Annotated in this window: 7 protein-coding genes and 1 pseudogene; all 8 read right to left on the bottom strand. The window is 43.0% G+C overall.

Going from position 1 to position 13,797, the window contains the following annotated elements:
• Positions 1 to 378 precede the first annotated feature (378 nt).
• Positions 379 to 963 (bottom strand): hypothetical protein, encoded by a 585-nt coding sequence (locus tag RH96_RS12855; RefSeq protein ID WP_010201616.1) that lies wholly within the window; start codon positions 961 to 963, stop codon positions 379 to 381.
• A 17-nt stretch (positions 964 to 980) separates the two neighbouring features.
• Positions 981 to 1,976, bottom strand: a complete 996-nt coding sequence (locus tag RH96_RS12860) for a chemotaxis protein CheB (RefSeq protein WP_010201617.1) — start codon at positions 1,974 to 1,976, stop codon at positions 981 to 983.
• Positions 1,966 to 8,937, bottom strand: a complete 6,972-nt coding sequence (locus tag RH96_RS12865; protein ID WP_010201618.1) for an Hpt domain-containing protein — start codon at positions 8,935 to 8,937, stop codon at positions 1,966 to 1,968. Before RH96_RS12865 ends, RH96_RS12860 begins: the two co-directional genes overlap by 11 nt.
• A 30-nt stretch (positions 8,938 to 8,967) precedes the next feature.
• Complete coding sequence (locus RH96_RS12870; RefSeq protein WP_010201619.1) at positions 8,968 to 9,918, bottom strand: CheR family methyltransferase; 951 nt, start codon at positions 9,916 to 9,918, stop codon at positions 8,968 to 8,970.
• A 128-nt stretch (positions 9,919 to 10,046) separates the two neighbouring features.
• A pseudogene (locus tag RH96_RS12875) lies at positions 10,047 to 11,093 on the bottom strand (methyl-accepting chemotaxis protein); the annotation flags it as partial.
• A 548-nt stretch (positions 11,094 to 11,641) separates the two neighbouring features.
• On the bottom strand, positions 11,642 to 12,172 hold the full coding sequence (locus RH96_RS12880) for a chemotaxis protein CheW (protein WP_010201621.1): 531 nt from the start codon (positions 12,170 to 12,172) through the stop codon (positions 11,642 to 11,644).
• A 3-nt stretch (positions 12,173 to 12,175) separates the two neighbouring features.
• A complete protein-coding gene (locus RH96_RS12885; protein WP_010201622.1) occupies positions 12,176 to 12,538 on the bottom strand; it encodes a response regulator in 363 nt (120 codons plus the stop codon).
• 334 nt (positions 12,539 to 12,872) lie between these two features.
• The gene (gene pilG / locus RH96_RS12890) at positions 12,873 to 13,250 is read right to left on the bottom strand and encodes a twitching motility response regulator PilG (RefSeq protein WP_010201623.1); all 378 of its coding nucleotides are present in this window, start codon (positions 13,248 to 13,250) and stop codon (positions 12,873 to 12,875) included.
• Between the last annotated feature and the right edge of the window lie 547 nt (positions 13,251 to 13,797).

Here is a 13,797-nt window from a genome sequence, read left to right on the forward strand (position 1 = left end):
CTAGGCGTGTCTTCATTTCAAAAATGGTGATAAAAATGAGATAAATTGCCGTCAAACAAGAAAAATAGTGCAGATAATATCGGGATATTAACCAGCTATTTGACGATGTTTGGCAAGATTTAGCCATTTTTAGCCCATTCAGATGACTATCGAGTGAATTGAAGACACGCCTTAGTCTTGACGATGTTACTGGTCACTATCATTAGTCGTGATCATTAGTCGTGATCATTAGTCGTGATCATTAGTCGTGATCATTAGTCGTGATCATTAGTCGTGATCATTAGTCGTGATCATTAGTCGTGATCATTAGTCGTGATCATTAGTCATGATTAAGACTAATGAATTGCTATTCACTATAGGCCACATTTACTAAACAAGCTAGCTGTCTAAATCAACCAATTGATGCGCAATTTTATCCAAATCAGGCACCAAGTAGAGCATGTTATCGATAATTACGGTTTGAAACAAGTAGGATTCTACAACGTTTTCTTGAAAGCGTTCTTTGACGTAGTCGATTTCGCTATTTGTTAGATTTTCGCCAGTCGCTTGAACCGTTTCGCTGTCGCTATTTTGCGTTTTTTGGGCGACGCTATAACTGATATTAGCATTGCTGGTATACTGTTCAGGAAGCTCAATATCCTTGACGTCAGAGATACGTACCTGTAGATGGTGCAGTTCACCGACAGTCTGTAATGCTATGCGATGGGCAGCCGTATTACCCTCTAATACTATGATCTTTTCTGGCGTTTGCCCACTGGATAGCAAATGGAATACAGCGACTTCTTGTTGTTGCCATAGATAAGTCCAAATATGCTCATCAAAGTCATCCACACTCAAAATCAGGCTGCTCGGAATAATCCAATCAGGCTGATTAAATGCTGGAACGATAGTGACATCTAGCATACCATTGTTCGTGGTTAGCAAGCTTACTGCCTCAAACGAATGTTTTAGAATTTGTTTCATACGTCGCTCACAATAGATTAATGCGAAGAGGCAACAGCCGCCCTTTCACCAATATAGTCGGTAAGTTTTTGTGCTAAAGCCACAGGGCTACCAATAAAACCACAATATCCAGAATCAACAATCGCTTGTGGCTGACTAGGACAAGTACTGACACTTGGATCTTGCGCCCACAACTGACTGTCATTGTCTTGGATTAAATCCAGATGCTGAGCCCCATCGTTACCCATACCTGAAAAAATAATATTGATCAGCTCACTACCATAAACATCGCTGGTGTTTTTTAGGATCTGACCAATAGCGGGCTTGTAATCACCTTCCCATGCTTTAGCAAGTAATATAATCCGTCCAGTCGAATCGCAAACAATTTGCTTATCAATAGGTGCAATTAAACATTGACCCGCCTGTAAACGTTGCGACGAGGTAATGACCTGACAGCGCCAATCATTATGGCGATTCAGTATGCGTGGTAGCGTCCCAATCATCGTCTGGTTGAAATGGTGCGCCAATAAAATACAAATGGGTAGCGTGGGTGACAAGTTATCTAAGAACTCTTTTACGGCGCTAGGACCGCCCATAGACGCACCCAAAAACACAACGTACTGCCAGTCACTGGTATCGCTCTGGTAAGCTTTGGTATCTACCAATGCTGGTAGGAGTAGCATCTGTGCAAGCTTACGTTTTAGTTTGCGTTGCCATTTAGCATACTGCTTTGCCTCATTTAAATAAGGCGCTTGACTAAAACCCACCAAAACCCCAATTGATTGAGACATAGCAGTAGCCGTGGCTACACTGTCATCGTAATCACTGTCTATCAACCAAATATCAATGGGTGTTTCATAACGTTCAAACTTATCGTGCAACTGCGCCTGTGATACACAATCAATGAGGGTAAAACCACAACCACGTACGGTATCCGAAAAGGCCATACGCTGGTGATGATCTTCTGCGACCACCAGCACCTTGATATCACTTTTGTTTTTGAACGCTAATGGAACAGGGGCCTTATCCTTCATAAGTTAAGCTGACCTCTTCACCCAATAGCATTTGGATTTTATTCAGTAGCTCGTTTTCTTGGAATGGTTTACCCATATAGTCATTCACCCCAATCTCTAGGGCACGCTCACGATGCTTTTCACCAGTACGTGAGGTAATCATAATAATCGGAATATGCTGCAAGCGTTTATTGTGGCGTATTTGAATGGCTACTTCGAAGCCGTCCATACGTGGCATCTCAATATCCAATAATATAAGATCCGGTATCGTCTCTTGTAGTATCTCAATCGCATCGACCCCATCTTTGGCAACAGCAACTTTATACCCTTGACGCTCTAAGAAGCGCGACGTTACTTTACGTACCGTGACCGAGTCATCGACGACCATAACCGTCGGCTGGGATTCTAAACGTCTCTGCTTAGAGCCAACAGATGGCATGACTTTTTTAAGCGCTGGTGCATTACGCATCAAGGCAATCAAATCTAAGATAAGCATGACCGAGCCATCACCCATGATGGTAGCGGCTGAAATACCCGATAGGTTTGAGAATTGTTGTCCTAGCGGTTTTACTACGACTTCGATACGTGACCCAGCTATCTGATCGACCTGCAGGGCAATATTCTGTCCAGTACGGTTTTTGATGATAATCACCGGTAAGCTCGTATTGGTATTGACCACCAGCTCATTGAGTTTATTACCTGATAAAATCTCATTTAAATAACGCACACGGTAATCAGCATCTTCAAAGTTTAGCGTGGCGTCATTTGACTGATAGTAATCATAAAGCTTTTCTGGATTGATACGTACCACACGCTCAATCTGAACCAGTGGTATGGCATAGTAGCGATCTGCTGCTCGCACTACCAAGGCATCCGATACGGCTACTGTGAGCGGTAGGCGCATGGTAAAACGCGACCCTTTGCCCAGCTCAGAGACTACAGACACGACGCCACCTAATTGACGAATCTCGCTGATGACGACATCCATGCCGACGCCGCGCCCTGAGATCTGCGTTAATTGCTTACTGGTACTCAAGCCCGCATTAAAAATATACTGCATGATATCAAGATCGGTCAGACTACTGTCTGCTGCATCGATAAGGCCTTGAGCAATGGCTTTGCTGCGAACCGCTTCGACATCGATGCCGCGCCCATCATCGGATAAGTTGATGACAATTTCACTGCCTTCGCGCAACACCTCTAAAGTGATGTTACCACTGCGCTCTTTACCAGCTTTCGAACGCGCTTTACTGTCTTCAATACCATGATCGACGGCGTTACGTAGCATATGCTCAAGCGGCGACGTAATACGCTCTAGAATGGTTCTATCCATTTCGTCATCAGCATTAATAATTGTCAGCTCAACCGACTTATTAAGCTCATTAGCCGTTTGGCGTACCGTACGCTCAAGGCGTGGTATTAAGCGCGTAAATGGCACCATACGCGAATTCATCAAGCCATCTTGTAGCTCAGTTTGCGTTCGCGACAGTTGTAATAATAAGCTCTCACTATCACGCGTTTTTTCTAAAAGAGTGTGATTAATATCAACCAAATCTGATGCCGACTCTGTCAGAGATTTTGATAGCTGATTCAGAGAAGAGTATTGATCCATCTCTAGCGGGTCAAAACCTTCATGGCTTATCAACTCATCATCTATCTGCGATAAAATTTGGGCTTCAAGCTCAATCTCCATTCGGCGTAACTGATCTGCCAAACGCTGTACCGTGATGCCCATCTCTTCAAGGCTGTTGGTCAAGCTACTCATGCCCATGTCAATACGCGCACGGTTAATCGCCGACTCGCCAGACAAGTTAATCATATGCTCAATCAAACCACCTGAGATACGGATCATCTCATTGCTACTAGCGCTCTGCTCTTGCTCCGTAAACTCACCGATCATCGACGGCATTTTACTGATGTCTTTTACCATACCTGCTGAGTTTCGATTTTCTTTGGCAGTCAAAATCGCTTTGCGCTGCGCTTGCAGAGATTCATTAGGTATTTGTTTTAAGCTATCAGGGTTTTTACTAAATTCTTGTAGCGACTCTATTAATAAAGCAGGCGTTGGCGGGTTGACTTGTTGCTTGAGAATAAATAGTGCATCTGCCATCCAGTCATGACAGGCCACGAGTAGCTCTAAGACTTTTTTTGTAGCAGGACGACGATGATGGGCAAGATCTTCATAGACCGACTCCATGTCGTGTGCCAAGTCCGCTATTCCATTAGCCGTGACCATTCTTGCACCACCTTTAAGGGTATGCAAGTCACGCTGTAGCGCTTGTAAGGCAACCGTATCGCTTACGTTATCTAAAAATAACTGTAGATATTGATTATTATTGGTCAGCGCTTCTGCTTCTTCTAAGAATACTTCTAATATGTCAGGATCCGGTAAGCCATTGGCCCATGACTGTTTAATCATTCTATCAAGCGTTAGGATTTCTGTATTTTCGACATTGCTGAGTATAAAGTCATCTTCAACAGCTTGGGGCTCAGCGACAGTATGATGTTTTGGCACGGGTACAATCAAATTAACCGTATCTGGCAATACTTGTGCTTTCTCAAAACGTTGTAATTGCTCAATAAGTTCGGGAGCAAAAAATGATTGCTGATGATTTACCATGTGCATGACTTGCAAAGACAAGGTATCTTGCACGATTTGCATAATCTCAAGCCACTGTGTGGTTGGCGCGCGTCTGTACTCTACAAAAGCTTCATAGATACTCTCTGCTTCATGGGTCAAGTCTCCAATACTACGGATACCTGCCATGCGTGCACCACCTTTGATGGTATGCAGATGACGTTGTAATACCTTTAGCGTATTGATGTTAGTAATATCCGCACGCCACTTATTAAAGCTTTCGGCAAGGGCATCATCAAGCTCTTGCGCTTCTTCTAAAAATATCTCTAACAGTTCAATGTCAGTATCGATAGACTCTAGCTGAAACTCAGCGGCAGAGACACTTTGCACGGTAGGCAGACCATCATTATACTCATCAGTAATACCATCTTCAGTGTCAACGCCATCAGCAATACGCTGTAAATCCTCAAGAATGTGCCCATCAACTTTTAATGACGTGCTACCGGCCAATGCATCGAACAACCCTACTAACTGCGCATGCCCAGCCAACAACGTGGTTTGAATGTCTGTATCAGCTGCTGTTTCAGGACTGTCTTGCAGATGACTATAAGCCCCAGCTAAGGCACTGAGAATTGCAGTGAATTTTGGAATATCTACCGCTTTGCCAGCCAGATAATTTATTTGTGCCAGTTGTTGTTCAATATATTTCTGGACATGCTCACTTTCAGAGTGGCTCAGTGCCTCATTTAATTGCCATTCAGCATCGAGCAGTTCATCGATATTTTCGTCGAATAGCTGCTCTATAGTGAGTTTATTGTCTGCTATCCCACTATAATCACCGACAGCATAATGCTCACCCAGCATCGCTTGCAATGACGCAATATCTTGCTGGCTCTGCGCTTCTTCTACCGATATATCTTGCTGTTCGACGTTTGGTTTGTAGTTATTAAGATAGCCATTAATCAGTGTCACAGACTGTGCTAACGCCTCTAAGTGTTGCCCACTCATAGGAATATCTTGCTGTTGCAACAGCTCTAGACTTTTCTCTATTGTTGCACTGATTTCGCTAATCGCCGTCAACGCGCTAGAACCTGAAGCGGCTCTTAGGGTATGAAATGCCCGAACAATATGATCACTAACTTCAACATAGGGTTGACCTTGATGCTCATTAACAAAGGTATCAACCTCCTGTAACAGGGTCTCTGCTTCCTCGATGAAAATCTCAAAAAATGCTTTTTCTTCTGCATTTTGATGCGTCAAAATGACTGGCGCCTCTGCCATCATTTCATTAGCCGAATGAATGGTCTGCAGCATATTATCAATGTCTTCATCACTACTATCATTACTACTTTCGATCGTACTATCAGACTCTAATACTGAAGGTTGCTCAGTAGAGGTAAGCGCTTGCTCATATAACTTGGCATAGCTGAACTCATTACCATGCTGCTTACTAAAAGCGTTCGCACAGGCGATCCATAGTGGCACTAGCGCTGGATAATCTTGGCTGCCACTTTCAAACGTGGTGAGCATGGCAGGATATGCTGCTAAAACATCGGTAATAAGCTGTCTTATATCAGCTGAAGCGACAACACTCTTATCTAAAATGCGATTGAGCATGTTTTCTATTGACCATGCCAGCTCACCAGTATAGTTGGCACCAACCATACGGCCAGAACCTTTTAGCGTATGGAATCCGCGACGAATGTCTGCCAAATCGCTCAAATCAGTGGGAGACAGCTGCCAATGCTCATATAAAGGCACAATGTCGTCCAATACTTCATTCGCCTCTTCTATAAATATCTCTTTGATATCAGGATCGGCATCATTCGCATCCGTCGGTAACTCCTGCGTCTCTTGCATAAAAGTAATGAGTACAGTGGGCAATACCAGACCGGAAAGAGAGTCTATGACGTTTCTGTCTCCGCCTACTTCCAGTTCATTGTCAGACTTATCAATCGCGTCTGCCAGATTGTTATATTCAGCAGTTGCCATTGGCTCATCTGAGTCCAAAGCCTCGTCTAATTCAGTGTCCGATGAGGCAGATACGGCAATATTTAAACCCGTGTTAACTGGCTGTCCCGTTAGTACATTATGACTTTGTAAGATGGTTACCGCAGGATCAAAGCTTGGCGATTGTTGCGCCGTAAAATCTGTCACTAAAACTGAAAGTCGCTTGGTCGTCTCTGTTACTAGCGCAACGACCTCATCAGTGACAGGCAATGTCTTGTCTAAAAGTCGATTGAGCAGATTTTCGATTGACCATGCCATCTCGCTGATACTAAAGGCACCAACCATGCGCCCCGACCCTTTTAACGTATGAAAACCTCTACGCACTTCTGTTAAAGGTGTTAGATCTTGTGAATCCTGCTGCCAAATTGGTAAAAAATCTTCTAAGTCCTCGACGACCTCTGTCACCTCTTCAATGAAAATATCACGAATATCTTCATCTATATCAAAACTATCTGGCTTCACTTGTTCACGCGCACGTAGCAAAGCTTCACTGTCATTAACAGTACTAAAATCATCACCGACGGTATTATTTATGGTGAGGTTATCCGACTCATCTTCTACCGCCATTTCATGGCTCAAAATTGCCGTATCAAAGTCTTGATCTTTAAGAATTTGGTCATCGATAGCGTGCTCAATAACTGGCGCAATCTCACCGTTATCATCGTAGCGTAGTACATCGGTCACCGCGACTTTTTGGCTAAGTAAGCTTTGGTCAACACTTTCAGGTGCTTGAATATACTCACTGAGCAATGTGGCAGCATTATCAATATGCTGATTTGCCAACGCTAATAGCGGTTGGTCAAAAACTTGCTGAGCCAGATAATCAAGCAACAGCTCTATTGAAGTCAGACCTTCAGCCAATGCTTGGGTAACCTGCCAACTGAGCACGTCAATTTCATGAGTAGTGAGTTGTACAAATAGGCTGGCTATAGCATCAGTCGCTTCACGGATTGAAGGCAACCCCATTTCATCAAAAGCATGACCAATATTAGTAAAATCAGCAGCCTCAGGTAAGAGAGCAATATCCTGACGCTGTATATATGCGTTAAAGCTTTGTTTTATGTCTTCAACAGCAATGCGCAATTCACGTAAGTCTTTACTATTAGAATTGATATCCATACTAGAATCTGGCTGTGCGTTGACACTCGCTGCTACATCAGACACCGGCGTAAAATCAGCGGCATCACCGATCTTTGTCGATATTGCCTGCTCTGTATTATAAATAGCACTATATAACTCTTGAAGCTGGCGTTCAATCTGCCACTGTTCTTGTGCAAATCCTGTCTCTGAGGAAAGAGCACGCTCTATGTCGGCAATGATGGATGCTGCTTTTGAGGCATAAAAAGTCCAACCTCGAGCTTCGAGCTGACTATTTATACGTTGCAGTGGGTTAAATAAAGTCTGCGGTTGATCGAGACCGAAAATAAGGGTCTCAAGCTCGCTCAATATACGAGGCAAAAAACGTGCATCCATTATCGCACTTTGCGGTAGATTACTGAGGATAGACTGAGTATGATCGCTGCTTTGCGCAAGACCACTCAGCTCAATATAGAGGCTGGCGAGCAATTCTTTAATAACGCTCGGCGCCAACTCGGCTTGATGTCCACAAGACTCTAGCACTTGCTCAAGCTTTGCCAATAGCGGTGCATAGTGCTTAGGCAACGGTGTTTTATTATGAGCAAGATCGCGCAACCACAGCTCGGTTAAATACCATAGACGCTGCAAATCATCGTCTTGCGTGGTTTGCCATAAATACTCACTTACCTTTTCTAAGACCGTCAGTACTGAGGGCTGATTGCTATTGGCAACCAGTAGCGCCTGTACTTGCTGACGCCAAACCAATAGTAATTTTTGATACTGCTGAGTGTCTAGATGAGCATCTACCGCATGGCTTGGTACGATTAGTTCAATATCATCGATAACTTTTTCAGAAGTAATACCGCCATCGACAAGGTCTTTGTAATGAGTATTGCCAGCTATCGTGGATTGCGGTGACAAATGGTCGGTCGCTATACCCAGTCGTGATAGCGACTGAGTAAGATCATCAGCCGCTCTACTGATTAGAGCGGTATGATGACTGCTTGTACGCATATATTGCGTCAGCTCACGTTGTAGCAGCCGATGAGAAAACTGACCGATGCGGCGATCATCAGGGGTAAAACCATCTTGGCTACCCGCCCCTGCCAACAGACTCAGCTTAGTCGCTAAATTTGACAGCAAAGGCAGATTAATCATAGTTAAAGCACCACCAACTTGATGATAGTGCTGCACCATTTGCTCGTAATTATTGCTGTCAGCGTCTAATTGCCAGCCATCAGATACTTGTGATAATTGCTGATTAAAAAGTGGTAATAACCACTCGATCGTCACCATGTCATTGGGCTGGTTTTTCATAGATTTATCCTAACTCGTCTAGGCGCTAATTTAGGCACTGATCTTTTGCCACGCATTAATTTTTGGGTGCGCAATACGGCGCATATTTGAAGGACGCCAAAATAACGCCTCACCTGGAGCCAATACTATATAACCACCTAGCGCACACTGCTCTGACAGCTTGTTAAGAATATCTCGTTGATCAAATTTACGAAAATATAGCAGCATATTTTGGCAGATGATGACCTGCTGTAGATCGGACGTAGGTGGTTCTTGACCGATAATATTGTGTAAAGCAAAGCTAACATACTGCTGTAAAGTTGGCACGATTTGCCAATGTGCTTGAGTGTCGTTAATAGTATTTTCTACTATAGATGAATCAAAAACAGTCGATTGATCGGGTACAGTTTCAGAATGTAATGGGTAAATAAACTGCTGACAGCTTGACGGAATCAATGCTTTTTGACGTTTGTCATATTGTGCCAAACGTGCTTTCGTAATTGCTTTTTGGCTGACATCCGTACCCAATACAGCGTAATTGACCAGCTGCTTCGATGCCAAACTCATGGCAAGCGACCAAGTCTCCTGCCCACTGGCACAACCAACACTCCAAATACGAAACATCTCATCAATACTGTCATCTGTTAGCCTCAGTCGCTGATGTCGCAAGGCGTACTCTGTAATGAAGTCTATAGAAGGCATATGACGAAAGAAGCGACTTTCATCAATCAGCACTTTGTCCAATAATTGCTGGCGCAGCGCATCATTGCTTGGCAGTTGACGCCATAATTGCAAAATCGATAGTCCATGCGCGGCAGCCGTACGGTCAATCGCATTTACCAACCACTGTCGTTGGATAGGAGGTAAAACAAAGCCAATCTCTTGCTCTATATAACGCTGCCATTGCTGTGTATCAAAGGCATTAACTTGCCCTAAGACTGTCACCAAATCGGGATTGGCTTTATCGACTACACTAACGTCTTGTTGAGTATGCTTATCCACGTGACCTGCTATTATTACTGCTGCCCAGCATCACTACTAGAGCAGCACTTTGATTAACATCTCAAGATAACAAAACCCTAAGCTTGATGACTAATTATGATACTCACTTATTGCGCATTCGCTAATTATTAAGCGTTGGCCAATAGGTTTTCTTCATTTTCTAACTGCTCATCATCGTTCGATACTTTAAAGCCAGTAACCGACTCTTGAAGGGCAGCAGCCATTTCACTTAGCTCACCAATAGAACGCGCCGTAGCCATCGTACCAGATGAGGTTTGTGAGGTAATGTCTTGAATGATATTCATCGTGTGAGAGATATGTCCAGCAGACTCAGCCTGTTGCTGGGCGGCATTTGAGATGTTTTGAATCAGATCTGCCAAGGTATTAGAAACGCTCTGTACCTCTTCTAGTGCTTCACCAGCATCTTTGGCCAAACGTGCACCGCGTACAACCTCAGAGGTTGTGGATTCCATTGACATCACAGCTTCGTTGGTATCTGCCTGAATGGTTTTTACCAGTGTTTCAATCTGTTTGGTAGCATTGGCTGAACGCTCAGCGAGACGTTGAACTTCATCAGCAACTACCGCGAAACCTCGACCAGCCTCCCCTGCCATTGACGCCTGAATGGCCGCGTTCAATGCCAATACGTTGGTCTGATCCGCAATATCATTAATCAATCCAACGATATCACCAATCTCTTGCGAAGATTCACCAAGGCGTTTGATACGCTTTGACGTCTCTTGAATCTGATCGCGAATAACGTTCATGCCTTCAATGGAGCGCTGTACAACCTCTGCCCCATTATAAGAGATAGCAACCGAGCGCTGGGCAACCGTTGCAGACTCTGCCGCGTTGTTCGAAACTTGGTCAATTGAGACAGTCATCTCATTAATTGCTGCGGATACACCAGCGATTTCTTGCGCTTGGTTTTCCGAGGCTTCAGCAAGCTCAACCGCATTCATCTGCGTCTGCTCTGAGGACTGTGAAACGCGATCAGCGGTACTGTTAATAACCAGTACCAATTGACGTAATTGGTCAATGGCGAAGTTTACCGAATCAGCAATCGCCCCAGTGAAATCTTCTGATACAGTCGCATTGACCGTCAAATCACCGTCTGCCAAATCACCCAATTCATCAAGCAAACGCAAAATTGCAATCTGGTTGCGCTCATTCTCTTCTTGAATTTGGCGAGCACGCTCGGATTCTGCTTCTGCTTCTTGACGACGACGTAAGGTCTCTTTTTCGATGAGTAGACGCTCTGAGCCGCCACGCTGACTAAGTAACTTATATAAAGCAAATAGAATACCGGCAACACCTACTACAAATATAATCACTGGCAATACTACTGATTGATTAAAATCAGGCAGATATTGACTTACTGATGACAATGAATTGACTAGCCAAATTAGACAAACCACGGTCAATAAAGCAAAAAACCCCAATAATAATTTCCAAATATTATTAGCGTCTTTAACCGCGTGCGTTGTTTTGCTATTGCCAGTTACAGAGTTCTTTATAACATCACTCATCTTGCGTATCCCTTTCGAACAATCGTCAAAGTCTTATCGTGACTGACTCCGACAATCATATTGTTATCGAAACAATAGTGATTAGCAAAGCCTGTATGAATGCTGACATACAACTGTATTATGTCAGTCGGTGTTTCTTTTCATCGTGCTAGCAGGCGAGTATTTCATGGCAGCAAATACCGTATGAAAGACCGTTATAGCGCTGCATCAGCATACTGCAAATCTTGCACTAACAAGCTTGGCATAAAAATATACCAATCTTGTTCATCTTTAAAAAACTTGCCATGATTATAAGGAGAGAATGGCGAGTTATATTCAAGCGCTTCTGGGCGATATTCATCACGAGTAAATTGCTCGATACCAAGTACTTGATCGACAAGTAATCCTGAAAACACATTATCATGATCGATCACAATAACCTTGCGTTGGCTCATTTGCGCCAACCGACTAGGAACCTGCAAAAACTCAGACAAATCCGTCAGTGGTAATAGGCGTCCGCGAATGTTGGCGATGCCAATCATCCAAGGCTTTACTAAGGGCAGACTGGTGAATTCTGGCATAGTGAGTATTTCTGAGACTTGACCCATTGGTGCCACCAAGCGCTGACCACCAATCTCAAATACCACACCCTGCCAGTCGGATTCTTGTCCACCGTGACGGCCACTTTTACGTGCGCGTGCCAAATCTGCGAAACGCAGAAGCTCAATAAACCCTTTGGAAGCCACAAGTTACCCCATTACTTTGCGAATAATATTAACCAGACCATTTTCGTCAACTGGCTTAGTTATGTATTCTTTAGCGCCTTGGCGCTTACCCCAAACACGATCCGTTTCTTGATTTTTGGTACTAATCATAATGATAGGAATATGCGATGTTGTTTTGCCACGAGTTATCTTACGAGTAGCTTGAAAACCATTCATTTCAGGCATGACCACATCCATCAAGATGACATCTGGTAAATGATCAGTTGCCATTTGACAGCCTTGCTCACCATTGGTTGCTTCAAGCACCTGATAGTTGTTTTTTGCAAGCATGTCGCGAAATTTCGCCATCTCTGATGGCGAGTCGTCAATGACTAAAATAGTAGCCATGGAAATTTCCTTTATTTTCGATGATATCCGTTGGGATATATTATTGAGACAAATCTATTAAAAATAATGCCTGACACTTTCGAGGGCAGCACTATTTCCACGATGATATATATAAAGTAGTAAACACTAAACAATACTGTTGTGATCGTCACTGAGCTATTTCTAACACGGCTATTTAATTAACCTGAAATCTTAATTCATGGAACAGTCACGACAGCTAATAGTTGCTTTTTGTATGACAGTCTTCTTAGCTACTTGCACTAGCCGTACCGCTGCACATATGAAGCATACCAATATAACTGCCTAATTATCAGTTTTATAAAATGGTTGGTTATTAACGGTACTGATTGATTGCTTCAAAAAGCTCATCTTTGCTAAATGGTTTAGTCAAATACTCATCTGAACCGACAATACGTCCACGTGCCTTGTCAAACAAACCATCTTTAGATGACAGCATAATCACCGGCTTACTGGCATAATCAGGGTTGTTTTTGATCAATGCACAAGTCTGATAGCCATCCAAGCGTGGCATCATGATATCAACAAAAATGATATCGGGATTGTTGTCAACAATCTTGGCTAAAGCATCAAAACCGTCAATAGCGGTTACTACTTCGCAGCCAGCTTTTTGTAATAAAGTCTCTGCCGTACGGCGAATGGTTTTTGAGTCATCGATAACCATGACCTTCAGACCCTCAAAATTATTTTCCATTATCATTATCCTATGAATGACTATTTATTCGTAGCGCTATCTGTCAGTGCAAAATTTTAACAGTTATTCCAATTTATAAAATGGCTTATTCTTGGATTGATATGAACGACTAAGTTTGCATTTTACGCTGTCATAATAGCTAACATGTTCTTTATCAGTATTGTCTATCAAGCATGACGTTACCTTCAGTTACTATACGCACTTTATCGTCAATTATCTTCGTAAATTAATTTCTAATCTGAGTTTAATTTACGAAGATAATTGTCAGATTTCTATGACCATCACTAGGGCGTGTCCCCATTTTGAAAATAATAATAAAAATGAGATAAATACTTAAACGGGAGGTCATATAGCTAAGAAGTCATGTGGCTAAAAAGCGTCTTACTGTATAAAACCGCCTATATGCCCAGTCATTTTTCTTATGTAAATTTCAAACCTGTCAAAATTAGCAGGCACAATCGTTATAAAGACAAACAATTTAACGGGCATAACACTCATCAAAGAAGCGTGGTAAGAATTTAACATTGGGTAGAAGCAACAGCTATCT

Origin of the sequence: Psychrobacter sp. PAMC 21119 (genome assembly GCF_000247495.1) — a bacterium.
GTDB classification, from domain to species: domain Bacteria; phylum Pseudomonadota; class Gammaproteobacteria; order Pseudomonadales; family Moraxellaceae; genus Psychrobacter; species Psychrobacter glaciei.

Excerpts from the sequence above, each read along its gene's own strand:
- RH96_RS12885 (WP_010201622.1), bottom strand. The coding sequence starts at position 12,538 with ATGGCTACTATTTTAGTCATTGACGACTCGCCATCAGAGATGGCGAAA.
- RH96_RS12860 (WP_010201617.1), bottom strand. The coding sequence starts at position 1,976 with ATGAAGGATAAGGCCCCTGTTCCATTAGCGTTCAAAAACAAAAGTGAT.
- RH96_RS12865 (WP_010201618.1), bottom strand. The coding sequence starts at position 8,937 with ATGAAAAACCAGCCCAATGACATGGTGACGATCGAGTGGTTATTACCA.
- RH96_RS12855 (WP_010201616.1), bottom strand. The coding sequence starts at position 963 with ATGAAACAAATTCTAAAACATTCGTTTGAGGCAGTAAGCTTGCTAACC.
- pilG (WP_010201623.1), bottom strand. The coding sequence starts at position 13,250 with ATGGAAAATAATTTTGAGGGTCTGAAGGTCATGGTTATCGATGACTCA.